Annotated in this window: 19 protein-coding genes; 9 read left to right on the top strand and 10 right to left on the bottom strand. The window is 62.8% G+C overall.

The features are described 5' to 3' along the window. Nucleotides 1–6: 6 nt before the first annotated feature. From IEV62_RS08255 to IEV62_RS08230, 6 genes are all read right to left on the bottom strand, one after another. On the bottom strand, nucleotides 7–618 hold the full coding sequence (locus IEV62_RS08255) for a glutathione S-transferase family protein (protein ID WP_188446402.1): 612 nt from the start codon (nucleotides 616–618) through the stop codon (nucleotides 7–9). Next, nucleotides 619–2,310, bottom strand: a complete 1,692-nt coding sequence (locus tag IEV62_RS08250; protein ID WP_188446401.1) for a long-chain-fatty-acid--CoA ligase — start codon at nucleotides 2,308–2,310, stop codon at nucleotides 619–621. Nucleotides 2,311–2,348: 38 nt separating this feature from the next. After that, on the bottom strand, nucleotides 2,349–2,528 hold the full coding sequence (locus IEV62_RS08245; protein WP_229732945.1) for a hypothetical protein: 180 nt from the start codon (nucleotides 2,526–2,528) through the stop codon (nucleotides 2,349–2,351). Between the two features lie 72 nt (nucleotides 2,529–2,600). Then, nucleotides 2,601–4,178, bottom strand: coding sequence for a GGDEF domain-containing protein (locus IEV62_RS08240; RefSeq protein ID WP_188446399.1), 1,578 nt, complete (start codon nucleotides 4,176–4,178; stop codon nucleotides 2,601–2,603). 211 nt (nucleotides 4,179–4,389) lie between these two features. Next, nucleotides 4,390–6,720, bottom strand: coding sequence for an ATP-dependent Clp protease ATP-binding subunit ClpA (gene clpA / locus IEV62_RS08235; RefSeq protein WP_188446398.1), 2,331 nt, complete (start codon nucleotides 6,718–6,720; stop codon nucleotides 4,390–4,392). 126 nt (nucleotides 6,721–6,846) lie between these two features. After that, nucleotides 6,847–7,044, bottom strand: a complete 198-nt coding sequence (locus IEV62_RS08230; protein WP_188446397.1) for a DUF1192 domain-containing protein — start codon at nucleotides 7,042–7,044, stop codon at nucleotides 6,847–6,849. Nucleotides 7,045–7,145: 101 nt separating this feature from the next. On the opposite strand from IEV62_RS08230, the gene IEV62_RS08225 reads away from it, so the two are divergent. Further along, on the top strand, nucleotides 7,146–8,135 hold the full coding sequence (locus IEV62_RS08225) for an NAD(P)H-quinone oxidoreductase (protein WP_229732943.1): 990 nt from the start codon (nucleotides 7,146–7,148) through the stop codon (nucleotides 8,133–8,135). Nucleotides 8,136–8,527: 392 nt separating this feature from the next. Here IEV62_RS08225 and IEV62_RS08220 read toward each other — a convergent pair whose 3' ends face one another. After that, nucleotides 8,528–9,874, bottom strand: coding sequence for an NAD-dependent succinate-semialdehyde dehydrogenase (locus IEV62_RS08220; RefSeq protein ID WP_188446395.1), 1,347 nt, complete (start codon nucleotides 9,872–9,874; stop codon nucleotides 8,528–8,530). A gap of 93 nt (nucleotides 9,875–9,967) precedes the next feature. Between IEV62_RS08220 and IEV62_RS08215 the strand changes: the two genes are divergently transcribed. The 5 genes from IEV62_RS08215 (at nucleotide 9,968) to queA (ending at nucleotide 13,557) form a co-directional block, all read left to right on the top strand. After that, entirely contained in the window at nucleotides 9,968–10,207 is a 240-nt protein-coding gene (locus IEV62_RS08215) for an exodeoxyribonuclease VII small subunit (RefSeq protein ID WP_188446394.1), read from the top strand. 4 nt (nucleotides 10,208–10,211) lie between these two features. Next, nucleotides 10,212–11,111, top strand: coding sequence for a polyprenyl synthetase family protein (locus IEV62_RS08210; protein ID WP_229732941.1), 900 nt, complete (start codon nucleotides 10,212–10,214; stop codon nucleotides 11,109–11,111). A gap of 14 nt (nucleotides 11,112–11,125) precedes the next feature. Next, entirely contained in the window at nucleotides 11,126–11,626 is a 501-nt protein-coding gene (gene coaD, locus IEV62_RS08205; protein WP_188446579.1) for a pantetheine-phosphate adenylyltransferase, read from the top strand. A gap of 128 nt (nucleotides 11,627–11,754) precedes the next feature. Continuing rightward, complete coding sequence (locus tag IEV62_RS08200) at nucleotides 11,755–12,507, top strand: peptidylprolyl isomerase (protein WP_188446392.1); 753 nt, start codon at nucleotides 11,755–11,757, stop codon at nucleotides 12,505–12,507. A gap of 24 nt (nucleotides 12,508–12,531) precedes the next feature. After that, nucleotides 12,532–13,557, top strand: coding sequence for a tRNA preQ1(34) S-adenosylmethionine ribosyltransferase-isomerase QueA (queA, locus tag IEV62_RS08195; RefSeq protein WP_188446391.1), 1,026 nt, complete (start codon nucleotides 12,532–12,534; stop codon nucleotides 13,555–13,557). Nucleotides 13,558–13,662: 105 nt separating this feature from the next. Here the strand turns inward: queA and IEV62_RS08190 are convergent, their stop codons facing one another. From IEV62_RS08190 to IEV62_RS08180, 3 genes are all read right to left on the bottom strand, one after another. After that, nucleotides 13,663–14,085: a TadE/TadG family type IV pilus assembly protein gene (locus IEV62_RS08190; RefSeq protein ID WP_188446390.1), complete on the bottom strand. Its 423-nt coding sequence runs from the start codon at nucleotides 14,083–14,085 to the stop codon at nucleotides 13,663–13,665. A gap of 517 nt (nucleotides 14,086–14,602) precedes the next feature. Next, nucleotides 14,603–16,492 carry a beta strand repeat-containing protein gene (locus IEV62_RS08185; protein WP_188446389.1) on the bottom strand — a complete coding sequence of 630 codons (1,890 nt, stop codon included), beginning with the start codon at nucleotides 16,490–16,492 and terminating at the stop codon, nucleotides 14,603–14,605. Further along, complete coding sequence (locus IEV62_RS08180; RefSeq protein WP_188446388.1) at nucleotides 16,489–16,878, bottom strand: hypothetical protein; 390 nt, start codon at nucleotides 16,876–16,878, stop codon at nucleotides 16,489–16,491. The genes IEV62_RS08185 and IEV62_RS08180 overlap by 4 nt, the downstream gene beginning before the upstream one ends. Before the next feature lie 202 nt (nucleotides 16,879–17,080). On the opposite strand from IEV62_RS08180, the gene IEV62_RS18230 reads away from it, so the two are divergent. Genes IEV62_RS18230 through IEV62_RS08170 form a run of 3 tightly spaced genes read left to right on the top strand, consistent with a single transcriptional unit; the run spans nucleotide 17,081 to nucleotide 18,399 of the window. Next, nucleotides 17,081–17,209, top strand: coding sequence for an S-adenosylmethionine:tRNA ribosyltransferase-isomerase (locus tag IEV62_RS18230; RefSeq protein WP_229732939.1), 129 nt, complete (start codon nucleotides 17,081–17,083; stop codon nucleotides 17,207–17,209). Next, nucleotides 17,209–17,721, top strand: coding sequence for an EF-hand domain-containing protein (locus tag IEV62_RS08175; protein ID WP_188446387.1), 513 nt, complete (start codon nucleotides 17,209–17,211; stop codon nucleotides 17,719–17,721). The genes IEV62_RS18230 and IEV62_RS08175 overlap by 1 nt, the downstream gene beginning before the upstream one ends. Before the next feature lie 9 nt (nucleotides 17,722–17,730). Continuing rightward, on the top strand, nucleotides 17,731–18,399 hold the full coding sequence (locus IEV62_RS08170) for an HAD hydrolase-like protein (RefSeq protein WP_188446386.1): 669 nt from the start codon (nucleotides 17,731–17,733) through the stop codon (nucleotides 18,397–18,399). Nucleotides 18,400–18,416 lie beyond the last annotated feature (17 nt).

The raw sequence follows: 18,416 nt of genomic DNA, 5'->3' as shown, positions 1-18,416 counted from the left end.
CAACTGTCACATCGGAATGTGGTTGGGCTGCGCCGCCACCCGCGCAAGCCACGCCGTGACGGCGGGATATTGGCGCAGCGCGAACCCGCCTTCGTCGGCGACATGCGTATAGGCGTAAAGCGCGATATCGGCGACGCTGAAGCGGCCGGCGGCCAAAAAGGGTGTCTTTGCAAGGTGCGCATCCATCAGCGCGAGTGCCGCTGCGCCCGCCGCTTGCTTGGCCGGCACTTGCACGCGTTGCAGGTCGCTCAGCCGGTCCTCGCCGACGAACGCGTGCCAGAAGCGCAAAGTCGCGATATTTGGCTCGTGATTATACTGTTCCCAGAACATCCAGTGCAGCATGTCGGCGCGGTCGAACCGATCGTGCGGGATCAGCGGCGATCCGTCGGCAAGGTACAGGCACGCTGCCCCGCTTTCGGGCAGGAAATCGTCGCCGATCTGCAGCACCGGGATGCGCCCATTCGGGTTGACCGAGGCGAGGAACGCGGGCGACCGCGTCGCGCCGGCCATAATGTCATAGTCGCGCCGCTCTATCGCCACGCCGACATGCGCGGCGGTCAGGCGGATTTTGTAGCAATTTCCCGATTGCGCATATTCGTGAAGGATCAGCTTGGACATTTACGCGACTCCCTCCGCCATCACCTCGGCAATCAAATCCTTGCGGCTCAACTTGCCGATCATCGTCTTGGGCATGGTCAGGCGAATCACGACGTCATCGACGCGCTCGTGGCGGCCGAGTTGTGGGTTGAGCCAGTCGCGCAGTTCCGTACCCGTCGCGGTTGCGCCGTCGTTGAGCGTGACATAGCCGCGTGGTTGCTCGCCGCGGTAAGCGTCGGGCAGGCCGATCACCATTGCCTCCTTCACCGCAGGATGCTGATTGAGCAGCGCTTCGATCTGGCTCGGAAAGACCTTGAAACCCGAGACTGAGAGCATGTCCTTCAACCGGTCGACGATCTTGACGAAACCGTCCGCGTCGATCGTCCCGACATCGCCGGTGCGGAGCCAGCGGCCGGCAGCGTTCGTCACGAACACATCGGCATCGGCGTCGGCGCGGTTCCAATAGCCCTTCATGATTTGCGGCCCCATCGCGACGATTTCGCCGGGTTCGCCCTCGGGGGGATCCTGCGTCGGGTCGGCCTTGTCGACCAAGCGGAGGTGGGTGCTGGGGATTGGCTGGCCGATCGTACCGGTCTTGCCTTCCTGCTGATACGGATTGGCCGACAACACGCCCGAGCTTTCCGACAGGCCATAGCCCTCGACGACGGTCGCGCCAGTGACGGCTTCGAACTTGGCCTTCAATGGGCCCGCAAGCGGAGCGCCGCCTGAAATACACACCCGGAGCGAGGAGAAATCGGTCGCTCCGATCTTCGGGTGATCGAGCAGCGCCTGATACATGGTCGGCACGCCGGGAAGTGCTGTCGCCTTGGTCCGGTCGATCGCCGCCAGCACCGCGCCCGCCTCGAAGCGTGGCAGCATCACGATGCAGCCGCCGTTGAGCACGGTGCGGTTGAGAACGCAGGTGTTGGCGAAGACGTGAAACAGCGGCAGCACGCCGAGGATGCGGTCGGGCTTGCCCGGCTCAGGGTCGATCGCCATCACCTGACGCGCATTGGCCGACAGATTCTGGTGCGTCAGCATCGCGCCCTTGGGCCTGCCGGTGGTGCCGCCGGTATATTGGATCAGCGCGACGTCGTGCTCGGCGTTCACCGTCGCGCGGGTATGCTTGCCGTCATTGGCGATGAGCTTTGAAAAGGCGATGATCCGCGAGTCGTGCGGGCGCGGCGTGACCTCCTTGCGCTTGAAGAGGCGGTAGAGGATCGATTTCGATGTCGGCAATGCACCGGCAATCGACCCGACGATCAGCCGTTCGAGCGTGCTGCCGTCAAGCACCTTGAGCGCCGTCGGTAGCAGCGCGGTCGCGGACAGCGTGAACAGCACCCGCGTTCCCGAATCTGCGACCTGATGTTCGAGCTCGGCCACGGTGTAGAGCGGCGAGAAGTTCACCACCGTCGCGCCGATCTTGAGGATGCCGTAATAGGCTGCCAGGTAATGCGGGACGTTGGGCAAGAACAGACCGATCCGGTCGCCCGGTCCATAGCCGAGCGCCGTCAACCCCGCGGCGACGCGGTTCGCGCCATCGTGCGTTTTGGCAAAACTATAGTGCCGCCCGAGGAAATCGATCAGCGGCGCCTTCGCCATGCGTGCGCAGGATCGATCGAACAGATCGACCATCGACAGCGACGGAAACGCGCTATCCCACGGATTGGGGTGACGATAGGATGTGCGCCAGATGGCCTCAGGGGAGTGCATTGACACAGGTGTAAGCAAGCAACCGCTTGCTCGCAAGCTCAGCGAATGTGCTCGCCCGTCCATGTCACGAGTACAGAGACCGCGACCAGACCGAGATCCACTGCCGCTTTAACGTGATGCGGTGCACGATCGGTGGCGTCGTGCGTCAGGATCTGGATATCTGCGCTCGGGTGGCGCGCGACGGCGACCAATGCGAGCAAAGCGACGATACCAACCATGATTCGGCGATTGCGCACGAGCAATTCCTTACACCCAACGCATATCGTTAATCGTGGGCTGGGGCAAGACCGTTACGCGGCCAACCGATCCGGCAGAGCCCGCCCTCGCGCCCGATCCCGCCCCGCGCTTTTCGCGTCGAACAGCGCGCGATCAGCGCAGGCATAGAGCGCCTTCCAATCGGTTTCGCGCAGCAGGGGGCCGCTGCATGTGCCGATGCTGGCCGTGACGGCAACGTCGTAGGGCATGCGACCGGCGCGCAGCCGCGCGAGAATTTCGCCGGGTTCGACCGCAAACGCGCTGGGCGTGACGATGGCGAATTCCTCGCCACCGATCCGCGCGACGAGCGCACCGGGCGGGACCGCCTGGCGTAGCGTCCGGGCGAAGACACGCAACACTTCGTCCCCGCCATCATGCCCGATCGTTTCGTTGACTCGCTTGAAATGGTCGAGATCGGCAATCATCAGAATGTGCTCGCCATCGCGACCGATCGCCTGGTGCAGGAAGGCGCGACGGTTGAGCAAGCCGGTCAAGGGATCGGTATCGGCGAGCAACCTGGCGGCGATCTCGCCCTCGCGCGCTTCGTCGCGCTCGGCGCTGAGCAGGCGCATGCGATAGGCGATGGCGAGGCTCGACAGCAAAGCCTCGACCGACATTGACAGGATCGTCGAATTGTCGAGCCAGAAGCTGCTGCCGATCAGGTTGATCGCATTGGCGATGCGCAGGCACGCCAAGACGATCGGCGCGGCCCATGCCACGGCGAACAGCCACAAATAATTGCTGCGCGTAGCCCAGGCGCGCCACAGGATCGGTGAGATTACCGCCATCTGGCCGACAAACGCCCAGCAATAGACGGTGTCGAAGGTTCGAACATCGTAAGGCGCAAACAGGACATAGCCCAGGGTGGCCGCGAGCAGCGTCGCAGATGCCGCAGCGGCGATCCGCCCGGTCCAACCCGCGAAAACGCGCGGCTCGAAAAAGGCACGCGCAAAGACGAAGGCCGCGACCGAGGACAAGCCGAGTGTCAGATAGTTGACGCGAATGCGGTCGGTATTGGCGATGTTCGGCCACGCCCAGGCCAGCGCGCCCGATGTCGAGAAAGCATAGAGCAGGAGCGCGACGACCATCGCGCAATAGGCCAATTGGAACGGGTGTCGAAGCGCGACCCACAAAGCGAAATTGTAACAGAGCAAAGCGATGCACAGCCCGGCAAAGGCGGAATAAAGCGCGCTCATCTCGAGATCGAAGCGCTCGCTTTCGCTCGGAGTGGCGATCCGTGGCTCGCGCAGGATCGCGCGCAGATTCGCCGATCCTTCGATATGCCACAACAGTCGGACGAGGGGTGCCGGACGACCGGCCAGCGGTTGTTCGAGGATCGCGCCGAGTGCAAGGTGCGCGGTCGTCGCATGATCGTCGATCGTGGCGGCGACGATCGCTCCATCAGCGTAAAGCGCGTACAGCGTAACGCGCTTCTGCCACAGGCTCACATTGCGGATGCGGAGCGGGCCGGTGCGCGACACCGGGCCGGAGCGGAGCCAGAAATCGCCCGGGCCGAATCGAGTCTGCGTCGTGTCGCAATCGAAGCGGACCTTGCCAGCCAGCAGAGCGACCGGCGTCGCGCACGACGCATACTTGAAAAGCCTGTCCCGCAACGGCCATCTGCGCCTGCGCGGGACCGCCCGCCATCATCCCCGCAAGGGCCCCGATGCAGAGGGCTAAGATCTTGGAAAGAATGGCGCGGTGCATGCTGCACCCTAATCCGCCGATTCCGAACAGATGGTAAAGATCGCCTTCAGCGCGTGGCTGCCGCCAAACGAACGATGGACCCGGGACATGCGCTCCGGGCCCATCGCTGGATTTTGTCTATTTCGCCGAGGTCGTGTCCTTGTCGATTTTGGCGGCCGCGCTCTTCTTCTTGGGCTTCTTGGGCGGGGCGGGGGTGATTTCGAACGACAGCGCGCCGTCCTTCATCTTCACCGTCACCTCGCCGCCATGGACCAGCTTGCCGAACAAAAGTTCCTCAGCGAGCGGTTGCTTGATCTTTTCCTGGATCAGGCGGCCCATTGGGCGGGCGCCGTAGAGCTTGTCATAGCCCTTGGTCGTGAGCCACGCCTTCGATTCGTCGTCGAGGTTGATGTGCACGTTGCGGTCCGCCAGCTGCAATTCAAGCTGGAGGATGAACTTGTCCACCACCCGCGCAACCACTTCGGTCGGCAGATAGCCGAACGGCACGATTGCATCCAACCGGTTGCGGAACTCGGGCGTGAACATCTTCTGCACGGCCTGCTCATCCTCGCCCTCGCGGGTGAGGTTGCCGAAGCCCAAGGTCTCGCGCGCCATGTCGCTTGCGCCCGCGTTGGTCGTCATGATCAGGATGACGTTGCGGAAATCGACCGTCTTGCCGTGCTGGTCGGTCAGCCGCCCATTGTCCATCACCTGCAGCAGGATGTTGAACAAATCGGGATGCGCCTTCTCAATTTCGTCGAGCAGAAGCACCGAATGCGGCTGCTGATCGATCGCATCGGTGAGCAGGCCGCCCTGATCGAAACCGACATAGCCCGGCGGGGCACCGATCAGGCGGCTGACCGAATGCCGTTCCATATATTCCGACATGTCGAAGCGCTGGAGCGGGATACCCATGATGTGGGCAAGCTGCTTGGCGACTTCGGTCTTGCCGACGCCGGTGGGACCCGTGAACAGATAGTTGCCGATCGGCTTTTCGGGATCGCGAAGACCAGCGCGCGACAGCTTGATTGCCGACGCAAGCTTCTCGATCGCGGCATTCTGCCCGAACACGACACGCTTTAGATCGGTCTCGAGGCTTTCGAGCGCCTTGGTGTCGTCGGTCGAGACCGATTTCGGCGGGATGCGCGCCATCGTGGCGATGACTTGTTCGATCTCGCGCGTCGTGATGGTCTTCTTGCGCTTAGCAAGCGGCACCAGCATTTGCATCGCGCCGACTTCGTCGATCACGTCGATCGCCTTGTCGGGCAGCTTGCGGTCGTTGATGTAGCGCGCCGAGAGTTCGACCGCCGCCTTGATCGCGTCGGGCGTGTACTTGACCTTGTGATGGTCCTCGAACGCCGAGCGCAGACCCGCGAGAATCTTGATCGTATCCTCGATCGTCGGCTCGTTGACGTCAATCTTCTGGAAGCGCCGCAGCAATGCGCGGTCCTTCTCGAAGTGGTTGCGGAATTCCTTGTAGGTGGTCGAGCCGATGCAGCGGATCGTCCCGCCCGACAGCGCGGGCTTGAGCAGATTGGAGGCATCCATCGCGCCGCCGCTGGTCGCGCCCGCACCGATCACGGTGTGGATTTCGTCGATGAACAGGATCGCATCGGGCAGCTTTTCGAGCTCGTTGACGACCGCCTTCAGCCGCTCCTCGAAATCGCCGCGATAGCGCGTGCCCGCGAGCAACGCGCCCATGTCGAGCGAATAGATCACCGCAGGGAGCAGCACTTCGGGCACGTTGCCCTCGACGATCTTGCGCGCAAGACCCTCGGCGATCGCGGTCTTGCCGACGCCGGGATCGCCGACATAAAGCGGGTTGTTCTTCGAGCGGCGGCACAGGATCTGCACCGTCCGGTCAACCTCGGGTCCGCGACCGATCAGCGGATCGACCTTGCCCTTCTTGGCCTTCTCGTTGAGATCGACGCAGAATTGCTTGAGCGCGCTTTCGCTTTTGCCCTTCTCGCCGGTCTTTTGCGGCTTCTCTTCTTCGGCTCCCTTGGGCACGACGGCTTCGGGCGCTGTGGCACCCTTGCCGACGCCGTGGCTGATGAAGCTGACCGCGTCGAGCCGGCTCATGTCCTGCTGCTGCAGGAAATAGACCGCGTAGCTCTCACGTTCGCTGAACAGAGCGACGAGCACGTTGGCGCCGGTGACTTCGTCGCGGCCCGAGGACTGGACGTGGAGAATCGCGCGCTGGACGACGCGCTGGAAGCCGCTGGTGGGGGAGGGGTCGGTCGCCGCCTCCACCTTGAGCGCTTCCAGCTCGGTATCGAGATAGTGGCGCACAGTTGCGGTCAGTTCGGCGGTGTCGACGCCGCACGATTCCATCACTTTCGACGCATGTTCATCGTCGATCAGCGCGAACAGCAGATGTTCGAGGGTGGCATATTCGTGGCGGCGCGAGGACGCGGCTTCGAGCGCCTTGTGAAGCGTGGTTTCCAGCGCGGAGGCGAAGGATGGCATCGGTTCTTTACTCCATGCGGGTCGCTGGGGACGCGCGACCCTTTACGCCTATGTCGGAAGGCTGATCCGATGTGACAAGCACTTGAAATTCGCGTGGGGATTTCCTGCGGTCCAGACGCGAAGCGCTCATGACTTGAACAAATCGTGCGCGGTGGCGCGGTGGGTGACGGCGGTCCGCATTTTCTGCGCAGTCCGCGCGATCTCGCCTTCGAGCGCCGCGATCCGCGCTTCCAGTTCCTTGACCGACAACGGGTCAAGGTCCTGCGCGATCAGCGCAGCGAGCGGATCGCCCGCATGCTTCGGGAGAATCTCGTCGAGGTCCATGGTCAGGATCGTTGACCCGACGCGGCCCCATGTCAATAAGGCGCCGTACGTATAGGCAGGTAAAACGGGGCGCACGACCGATGGATGGAATTCCCGAGACAATGCGCGCGATCGACCCGGCAGAGCCAGGCGGCCCCGAAGTGCTGCGCGTCATCGAACGCCCGGTGCCAAAAGTGCGCGCAGACGAGGTGTTGATCCGCGTCGCGGCGGCGGGCGTCAACCGGCCCGACGTGCTGCAGCGCAAGGGTGGCTATCCGCCGCCACCGGGCGCGCCGTCGATCCCGGGGCTCGAAGTGTCGGGCATCGTCGTCGCACAAGGCGACGATCTGGCGGTCGACATGACGGGGCAACCGGTATGCGCCTTGCTCGGTGGCGGGGGCTATGCCGAATATGTCACGGTGGCGGCGGGGCAAGTGCTGCCGGTGCCGACGGGGCTTTCGATGATCGAGGCCGCGGCGATCCCCGAAACGCTGTTTACGGTGTGGACCAATTTGTTCGAACGCGCCTATGCGACCGAGGGCGACACCGTGCTGGTGCATGGCGGCACCAGCGGGATCGGCACGATGGCAATTGCGCTCGGTACGATCTTCGGGCTGCGCGTGATCGTGACGGCGGGATCGGACGAGAAATGCGCAGCGGCGCTCGGGCTCGGCGCGGCGCACGCGATCAATTACAAGACCGAGGATTTCGTGGCGCGGGTGAAGGAGATCACCGGCGGCAGAGGCGGTGGCGGGGGCTGCGCGGCGGTGCTCGACATGGTCGGCGGGGATTATGTGCCGCGCAACCTGCAATGCCTCGCCGATGACGGGCGGCACGTGTCGATCGCGGTGCAGGGCGGGCTGATGGCGACGATCCCGATCTTCGAGGTGATGCGCCGCCGCCTGACGCTGACCGGATCGACGCTGCGCCCGCGCGACGCCGCGTTCAAATCGATGGTCGCCGACGAACTCCACCGGATGGTGTGGCCGCATGTCGAGGCCGGACGGTTGAAGCCGGTGATCGACCGCACCTTCCCGCTGGAGGAAGCCCCCGCCGCGCACGCGCGGATGGAGGCGGGCGATCATGTCGGGAAAATCGTGCTGACGCTGTAGGGGCGGGGCGGAAAGTTAGGCTAAGGTTAGGCGTAAAACGGTTGTTTCCGCCGGTTGTGGCGCCGCGTAGCGGTGGGTGGCGAACAGCGTTCGTCTGGAATGCGCGTTTCAAGATGAGAAAGAGCCGAGAGCCCAGCATCGCAAATTTTTGCGTTGTAGGACAGTGCGCGCGTGGCCGCAGACGCCCAGTTGGAGCTCGAAATCCTCCCCCGCCGGGTGGAGGTGGCGCCAAAGGCGACGGAGGGGGAGGTTAGCGAGCAGCCCTCAATGTGCCTCCAAGCCCCAAGCGATACATGCGGTTGGCGACAGTCGCTGGGCTTGGCGTCACCGGTTTTTCCGCCCCGTTGAAGCGTATCGCCGACCTTCCCCTTCGCCACGCTTTGCGTGCCACCTCACCCCAGCACGGTTTTCAAATTCATGAACTCGTGCAAGCCGTACGGCCCCAATTCCCGCCCGTGGCCGGAGCGCTTGATGCCGCCGAACGGCGCGTGGGGGAGGCTGGCGAGCATCGCGTTGACCGCGATCATGCCGGCTTCGATGTCGCGTTCGAAGCGGGCGCGTTCGTCGGCGTCATTGGTCCAGATTGAGGAGCCGAGGCCGAACGGAACGGCGTTGGCGAGGGTGATCGCGGCGTCGATGTCGTCGGCCTTGAACAGCATGGCGACGGGTCCGAACAGTTCCTCTTGCGCGACCGCGTGATCGGTTGGCACATCGACGAGGATGCCCGCGGACATAAAGGCGCCTTTGCCGGGGAGTGCTTCGCCGCCGAACAGCAGCTTGCCGCCTTGCGCCTCGATCATCGCGATTTGATCGAGCACGGTCTGACGCTGTGCTTCGCTCGACAGCGGGCCCATGTCGGTCGCTGACTCCATCGGGTCACCCGCAACGACGGCCTGCATGCCCGCCGCGAATTTCTCGAGGAAGGCGTCATACACGTCGGCGTGGACGATCATCCGCTTGGCGCAGATGCACGATTGGCCGGTGTTCTGAATTCGCGCGGTCACCGCAGTTTTGGCCGCGAGATCGAGATCGGCCGAAGGCATGACGATGAACGGGTCCGATCCGCCGAGTTCCAGTACGACCTTTTTCAGCGCACGGCCCGCCGCCTCGGCGACTTGCATCCCCGCCCCTTCGCTCCCGGTGAGCGTCACCGCGACGATGCGGTCGTCGGCGATCAGCGCGGCGACCTTGTCGGATTTGATCGGCAGGTTCTGGAACAGGCCCGCAGGCGCACCTGCGGCGATCACTATTTCCTCGATCGCGGCGGCGACGCCCTGGACGTTGGAGGCATGCTTCAACAGACCGACATTGCCCGCCAGGATCGTCGGCGCGAGGAAGCGAACCACTTGCCAATACGGGAAATTCCACGGCATCACCGCGAGCACCGGGCCCATCGGATGCCATGTCGCAGTCCCGCCGGGAAAGGCACGCGGCGCCAGCATCGCCGGGCCTTCCTGTGCATAATGGCGGAAACCGGCGGCGCATTTCTCGACCTCCGCCAGCGCGGATTTGAGCGTCTTGCCCATTTCGCGCGTCGCGATCTCGGCGAGGCGGTGCGCGTTGGCGTCGAACTGCTCGGCGATCCGCTCCAGCAGGTCGGTGCGCGTCGCGTAATCGGTGATGCGCCAGGAACGGTAGGCGTCGTGCGCGCGCTGTATTTTGGTCTCGAGCTCGGCGGCGGTGAGTTCGGCGAAGGACGCCCCCGGCGTGCCGGTGGCGGGATCGATGCTGGTGAACATGGAGATAGGTCCTAAAAACGGGTCGGTCGACAAACGCACGGCGAGCCCAGCGTATCCTTGACCCCAAACACTTGCCTGCCGCATAGCTGTGTGATGGATATACCAATCGATGAGTTGACGTTCGAAGCGGCGTTGAAAGAATTGGAGGGGATCGTGTCAAGGCTCGAGAGTGGCGATGCGCCGCTCGACCAGGCAATCGCGCTGTACGAGCGCGGGGACCGGTTGCGACGTCGCTGCGACGATCGCCTCAATGCAGCGCAGGCGCGGATCGAAGCGATCCGGACTGACAGCGAGGGGCGCGCCATCGGCACGCAGCCCTTTGCCGCAGGTTGATGGCGTGAGCGCAGCGTCTTTGTCCCTCGCCACGGCGATGTCCGACGTCGCCAGCGACATCGATCGTCGGCTCGATCACTTCCTGACCGTGCCCGACGATCCGCGCGGCGATCTGTACCGCGCGATGCGCCATGCCGCGATCGGCGGGGGCAAGCGCTTGCGACCGTTGCTGGTGTTCGCGACCGCGCGGCTGTTCGCGGTCGACCGCGATTGCGCCGGGCGCGTGGCGACGGCGATCGAATGTATCCACGTCTATTCGTTGATCCATGACGATCTGCCGGCGATGGACAATGACGATATGCGCCGCGGCAAGCCGACCGTGCACAAGGTCTATGGCGAGGCTACCGCGATTCTGGCGGGGGACTGCCTGCATGCGCTCGCCTTCGAAATCCTGTCCGACCCGCTGACGCATGCCGATCCGTTCGTGCGCAGCGAATTGGTGCTCGATCTGGCGCGTGCGGCTGGACCCACGGGCATGGCGGGCGGGCAAGCGCTCGATCTCGAAGCCGAGAAATCGAGCTTCGATTTGCCGACCGTCACGCGGTTGCAAGCGATGAAGACCGGCGCGCTGATCGCCTGTTCGGTCGAGGCGGGGGCGATTCTGGGCAAGGTGCCGCCGGAGGGGCGCACGGGGTTGCGCGGCTATGCGCGCGACGTGGGGCTTGCCTTCCAGATCGTCGACGACATCCTCGACGTCGAGGGCGACGAGGCCGCAGTCGGCAAGGCGCTGCGCAAGGATGGCGAAGCGGGCAAGGAGACGTTCCTGTCGCTGCTCGGGCTCGACCGCGCGCGCGCGCAGGCGGAGATGCTGGTCGATCAGGCGATCGAGCACCTTCAGCATTTCGGTGCCGAGGCGGATTTGCTCCGCGAGATTGCGCGCTTCACGCTGGAGCGGGATCGTTGAGCGAAACCGGCGCGGTGCGCATCGGTGTCTATCCCGGCACGTTTGATCCGGTGACGCTCGGGCATATGGATATCATCCGGCGCGGCGCGAAGCTGGTTGACCGGCTGGTGATCGGGGTGACGACCAACGCGTCGAAATCGCCGATGTTCTCGAGCGCCGAACGCATCGCCATGATGGAGCGCGAGACCTCCGGAATCGAAGGCGTCAGCGTCGTCGGCTTCGATTCGCTGCTGATGGATTTCGCCGCGGAGCAAGGCGCGAGCACGATCCTGCGTGGCGTACGCGGCGTGACCGATTTCGAATATGAGTATCAGTTGACGGGCATGAACCGCGCGATCAACCCGCTGATCGAAACCGTGTTCCTGATGGCAGACGTGTCGTTGCAGCCGATCGCCAGCCGTCTGGTCAAGGAAATCGCGCTTTATGGCGGCCCGATCGTCCGGTTCGTGACCCCGACCATTGCCGCCGAAGTTGCCGCGCGCGTCGAGAAGATCGGGCGCAAGGGCAGCGTTTGAACACTGTTTGACCGGGGGTGACGGGCACGGCCCTATTTCTGTCGCCTTTGGTCGCGACACGTTCAGTTTGGCGCAAGCCGCCAGTTGGTCTAAGCGACCCTTCACCACCAGCATATCTGCGGGGACTCATGCGTTTCTTTACCCTTTTTATCGCTTTGTTCGCGCTGCTGGCAGGACCTGCCTTCGCTGCCAAGAAACTGAAGCCGGTCGAAAAAGTCGCGGTCGCCACCACAGCCGGCCGCCCGCCAGTGCCATCGGCGACCGACCCGGAAAATCTGCTCTATCTCGATTTGTCGACCGGTGGCCGCGTGGTCATCTGGCTGCGCCCCGATGCCGCGCCGAAGATGGTCGAGCGGATCAAGACGCTGACGCGCGAGCATTTCTATGATGGGCTGCTGTTTCACCGCGTGATCGAAGGCTTTATGGCGCAGACCGGCGACCCCAAGGGCGACGGCACCGGCGGATCGAAGCTGCCCGACGTTCCCGCCGAGTTCAACTTCCTGCCGCACGTGCGCGGGGCCGTTTCGGCGGCGCGCGAGGGATCGGCCGAAGGTGCCACGGTCGAGGACGTGACCAAGGCCGAAAACAGCGCCAACAGTCAGTTCTTCATTGTGTTCAACCCGACGCTCAAGCTCGACCGCAAATATACGATCTTCGGCCGCGTCATTTCGGGCATGAACTATGTCGACGCGATCGCGCGCGGCGAGCCGCCGCTCAACCCATCGCGGGTCCTGCACGCCTATATCGCGGCGGATTCGCCGCCCGCTTATGCGCCGCCGCCGCCGCCGGCACCCGTCGCGCTTCCTGCTGCGACGATCATGCCGACCAAGGCCGCGCCGAAGCCACCGCTGGTGCGCGCTTCCACCCGCAAAGGCGGTTGAACCCGACGACCGCGGCGTAACGCCATGAACGTGGATCTGTTCGACTTCGCGCTCCCGCCGGAGCGGATCGCACTGCGCCCGGCGGTGCCGCGTGATGCCGCGCGGCTGCTCGTGCTCGAGGGCGACGCGACGCATGATCGCAGCGTTGGCGACTTGCCTGCCTCGCTTCGGGCGGGCGATCTGCTGGTGTTCAATGACACGCGCGTGATCCCGGCGCAGTTAGAGGGAACACGCGGTGATTCGCGGATCGGGGCGACCTTGCACAAGCGCGAGGGGCCGCGCCGCTGGCGTGCCTTCATCCGCAACGCGCGTCGGCTGCGTGAGGGCGATGCGATCGATTTCGGGAATGACGTGACCGCAACGGCGCATGATCGTGGTGCGGATGGCAGCTTCGTGCTCGATTTTGCCGGGGATGAGCCGGTCGAGCTACTGCTCGAGCGCGCCGGGCGGATGCCGCTGCCGCCCTATATCGCCGCACGCCGCCCCGCCGATGCGCAGGATGCCGACGATTATCAGACGATGTTCGCCGCCGAAAAGGGCGCGGTGGCCGCGCCCACGGCGGCGCTGCACTTCACGCCCGAGCTGATGGCGCGGCTGGCCACGGCGGGGATCGCGCATGCAACATTGACGCTGCACGTCGGCGCGGGGACGTTCCTGCCGGTCAAGGCCGAGGACACGACCGAGCACAAGATGCACGCCGAATGGGGCCGGATCGATGCCGCGATGGCGGAGCGGATGAACGCGGTGCGCGCGCGCGGCGGGCGGCTGATCGCGGTCGGCACGACGAGCCTGCGCCTGATCGAAAGTGCCTGCGGCGAGGATGGTGTTATCCGCCCGTTCGAGGGCGATACCGCGATTTTCATCACGCCGGGCTATCGCTTCCGCGGGATCGATGGGCTGGTCACCAATTTCCATCTGCCGCGCTCGACGCTGTTCATGCTGGTCTCGGCGCTGATGGGGCTTGATCGGATGCAAGCGGCGTATGCGCATGCCATCGAAAATGGCTACCGTTTCTACTCCTACGGGGACGCGTCGCTGCTGCTTGCGTGAGCAAATTACGGTGGGCGGCTGATTGGCAGCTTTTGCACGCGCTTTCAGATTAGATAGGTTGATAGGTATTAAAATAGCCATATCTGAACGACCCTGCTCAGATATTTACCCGATAGAGGGGGCGCAGGCGGATGCCGTGAGCGCGGAGGGCGCAAATGGTAAAAGTCCGGTGACACCACCATAGGGGAGGCTGATGGAGATCTTGTTCATGCCCGAAACGCTGTTGCACGTCGCATTGGCGGTGACAGTGGTGGTAGCCGTAGTGAAAGTGACCCCCCAGGCCAGTCCCCTTGCTGCCGCATACCCCTTGATCGATGGCGTATCAGCGCACGGGGCGGTGCCGAGCGCCATGCATCGCGCCGAGCTCGCGGCGACCTCCTGCAGTGCCTGCTGTGTCCATTCCAGCCGCCCGCCTTCGATCAGCAGGAAAATGAACGCCAGAAAAACAGGCGCAACCAAAGCGAATTCAACTGCGCTCGCTCCAATACTGTCCCGCAGCAGACATGAGGCGCCTGTTCGTTGTTTCATTGCAAACGCACCGTTTGGGTCCGTTTCATGATGCTGCCCTCCAACCATTGATCAGGCACCGTCATGGCGTGGTATGGATAACTGGCGGTGACCGTCAAATAGTAGCCCGATGTCGCCCCGTTGATGCAGGGCAGCCCGCAAGACGCAGCCGCTGTATAAGTCGGTGTAAGGCCGCTGACACACGTGCATTGCCGACTGGTTACCGGAACCGCACAGGATTGTGATCCACCGTTGCACGTAACCGTCGTCGTAATCGTGGCTGTTGGTGCTCCTGCGGAAGATGAGACGTAGTTAATCAATTGGCTAGTGTTGATCGTATCCGAGTTCCGCATATTATAGGCAAGCATCGATCCCTGCTGTACGGCGGAGGCCAATCGGCCTTGAAATATAAGATAAGCTGCAAAATCCAGGCCTGGCAGCAAAGTCGCGAATAGTAGAAGCGACCATAAGGCGAATTCGACCGTGGCCACACCGCGCGTATCTCTCATCGATGTACGATAGGACCTTGCATTAATCTTCATTGGATGAGCGTCACATTGCTGCTGTTGGCGGAAGATGAAGTGAGGCTGGCGCACATGGTGCCTGCGGTGGGCCCGCCGGAAAGCGTTACCGTTTTGGCGATCAGCATGAAACAAGCCCCCGCGACGCTTGCACCACCGCTCATTTGAAAGTCGGAATTTGGGACGTACACCGCGCCTGAAAAGTAATCTTGTGTTCCGCCACCCAGAATTGTCGCGGCCGTCGTCCGCGTGGCGAACAAGACGTCGGTAATGCCAGACGATGACGTACCAGAGGGCGCACTCAAATTGACCGACGTTCCGCCGGCCACGTTCAGGGAGCCGGCGAGGATGAAGGTCACGTCGCTTCCCGTCATCGTGCCGCCGGTGTTGTTCGTAAAATTGCCATTTATCGTGTAGGTGCCGGCTCCGAAAATCGAACTGCCGTTGAGGCTGAGGCCGCCATTTATCAGGTGATTGGCGGTCGCGCCGAAGACGATGATGCTGCCGCCCGACGTTGTGATAGCGCCATTGGCGCTGAACGTTCCGTCGTTGAATTTGAGGCTGCTGCCACCGGAGAGGTTGATGGCTACACCAGAGCCATTGTTGCCGATCGCATAATTGCCTGCCCCAACGATCATCGCGCTGCCGCCACCATCGATCAGGATCGCCCCATTTACGTCCAAGTCGCCCGCGCCCATTATTACGCTGGATCCACCACCCACTGAGATCTGCCCAACATAATGGCGACCTGCCCCAAGCATCATGAGAGCCCCTCCGCCCAAGGTCACCGGTGCCGTAATCGAAACCGGCCCGTCTCCGATCAAAAGCTTCCCGCCGCCCCCGATCGTAACGCTGCTGCTAACCGTAACAATCGAGGTTCCCGGTATGCTGAGTGTCAAGCTCTGCGTGTTGAGATTATGAATATTGTAAGTACCAGCAGGAAATAACCACGTATTACCGACTAAAGTGCCAACGTGACCTTGGAATGTCATTGTTGTTGGGTAATATCCCAGGATTAAATCGCCCCCAATCGGAACAACCGGTACAGTTGGCGTGGTGTATGTACCGAGCTTTGTCCATGCATCAGATAGAAGCGCATTCGTCGCCAGGGGATCGTCCGTTGAGTTGGATTTCTTTAATTTCGTTCCGATGGCTAAACTGCCCAGTCCAACACTTGCCGATGTTCCATATGTGATGGTATCGGCGACAATGCTGCTGCCTCCGTTGATGCTCGTGCCGGACGAGGATGTTGTAGCCTTAGCAACAATCGTTGATCCGCCAGCGACGCTGATGGTGCTGTTTGAAGCGACCGCGCATTTTGGCGCAGCAATCCGGGTGCCCGCCGAAAGCGACACGCCCGTGCTACTGGCCGATAGGGCAATAATGCAGGCTGGCACTGTCGACGAAGACAGCGACGCTATCGAGATCACCGATACCGTGTAGCTTGTTGCGGATGAGAGGATTCGTGCAAAAAAGAGGGGGATGGTCCCGGTGACGACGACCTTCACCGCATCGTTCACGGTATTGCTGTAATTCGTCATGTGGGTCACGGTAACGTTTGTCGTCGCTATGCCGTTCGCATTCGCGATCGCGTTGGCGGTAGCGTTAAGTAAGTTGTCACTGGGGTTCGTCGTGTAGGCGTTAGCGGCCCCCAGCGCAGCGGCGTCTGCGATGCCCTGGTAACTGATCTTTGTCTGATACCCTTGACCTAGCTCGATCGAAAACGCCGCAATGCCGATCACTGCCATCAGGCTAAACGCCCCGATGATGCTGACTGCTCCGCGCTTATTGCTGGTCAGGCGTCTCGGAATATCGCACAATTGTGATGGCTGAGGCTTTTGAAGGCCCTCCCCAAAAGGATCAGCAGATGGGGACAATGAGTCGCGCTGGCGAACGTGGAACTTCACAATCTAGATGCCGCCGGACCGTTGATGGTCGAAGCGCTATCCCAACCCGCTCGCCGCTTGCGCTCCAACTGGCATGACACATAGTCCTTCGCCGAATTTTTGGACTGGGGGGGGATGGCTCTACGGCAAAGCGCCGGATCGATCGGAGACGCGAAGAGAGCGCCGAAATCCTTCTCTGTCGCTCGGACGACATGAGCGTCGATTGGATCGAATCCCCGAAATTTTAGGTGGCCGATGACCGCGCGGGTCGCCGACAGGTGTCGAACGCGCCGAGTCTCAACGCCGGATCGACAGTCGATTTCTGTGCCAAAAAACAGGTTTTTACCAACCCGATGCCGATCTTTAAAGCACTCGATTCCAAGCGGAATGTAGACGATATCGGTCACTGCGCCTAATTCCCCTGCTGCCCCCGCGAATTCCACGTGACCAATATTTATGATAATTACAACGTAATCAGTGAACAATTCTTTCGCGGCCGGATCTTTATTTGACTATGATCGCGATGAGGGGGCGAGCTGATCGAAGATATGCCGTCTGGATTGGGGGCGCAGACGATCGATGAGCACCGGTTATCCGCGATTGCTAGACTTGAAATTGGCCATTGCGTGCCTGGTCCGCAACGGTGGACAGCGGGCGTTTGCGCAGGCGATCCGAGACGGCTATCGACGCTACCACTATGGCGATGCGAGTCTGTTGCTGCCACCCGAGGAGCGTTGATGCGCGTGCTGCCTGTTCTGATGCTCGCGTTCGCTGCCCCGCTTTCGGCGCAGACCGCGCCGACGGTAGCGCCCCCACCGCTGACTCCGCAGCAACGCCAGCCCGCCGCGACGATCGTCGCTGAACCTGCCGCGATGTTCATCGCCGCGTGCGATGCCAATGGCGACGGTCGCACGACGCGGGACGAGCTGACCGCGTGCGTCGCGCGAAGCTTTGCCGATGCCGATAGCGGCCATGTCGGATCGATCGGCTATATCGGTTATGCCGATTGGGCGCTGAAATGGCTGGGCGACCGAAATGCGTTGCCGAGCCCGTTCGGAGTTGACCGCGACGGCGACAACCGGATCACGCTGCCCGAGCTTGAGGCGCAGTTCGCGAGCCTGTTCGACCGGTTCGACGTCGACAAGGACAATGCCGCGACCCGTGCCGAATTGCTCACGATTCGTGCCGGCGCTTTCCCGGAAGGCGGGAGTAGTAAAAAAGGCCGCGGTCGCGGCGCAGAACCGCGCTAAGCGCCGTTTGTGAGCCCGCGCTACGCCCTGGTCATCTTCGATTTCGACGGGACGCTGGCCGATAGCGGCGACTGGTTCCTGTCGATCGCCGATCACCTTGCCGAGCGCTTCAAGTTTCAGAGCGTCGCGGCGGACGAAGTTGAACTGTTGCGCGGACGCTCGTCGAGCGAAGTGATCCGCCACCTCGGCATCCCGCGCTGGAAGCTTCCCGCGATCGGTCGCTATGTCCATGCACTGCTGGCGCAGCAGACCGACCGGATCGCGCTGTTCGACGGGATCGTGCCGGTGCTGCGGCAGCTGGCGGAAAGCGGCGTGCGGATGGCGCTCGTCACCTCGAATGCCGAACGCAATGCGCGCGCGATCCTGGGGCCGGACAATGCCGCGCTGTTCGAGCGGTTCGAATGCGGCGCGTCGTTGTTCGGCAAGGCTCCGCGCTATCGCCGCGTGCTGCGCAAGACCAAGATCGCGCCATCGGACGTCCTATCGATCGGGGATGAGACGCGCGACGTGGCCGCTGCCAAGAAGGTCGGTGTCCATTCGGGGGCGGTGCTGTGGGGCTATGCCAATCGCGAAGCGCTGACGCAGTTGCAGCCCGATTTCCTGTTCGAACGCCCCGATGACGTGCTGCGCCTTGTGCTGGGCGAGGGCTCGGTCACCGCAGCCTTAGGAAAAGCGTGACTTGCGCAGCGCGGTCG

This window comes from Sphingomonas psychrolutea, from assembly GCF_014636175.1.
In the GTDB taxonomy this organism is placed as follows: Bacteria; Pseudomonadota; Alphaproteobacteria; order Sphingomonadales; family Sphingomonadaceae; genus Sphingomonas; species Sphingomonas psychrolutea.
The sequence above is the reverse complement of the archived record's forward strand: the minus strand, read 5'-3'. Positions and strand labels throughout refer to the sequence as shown.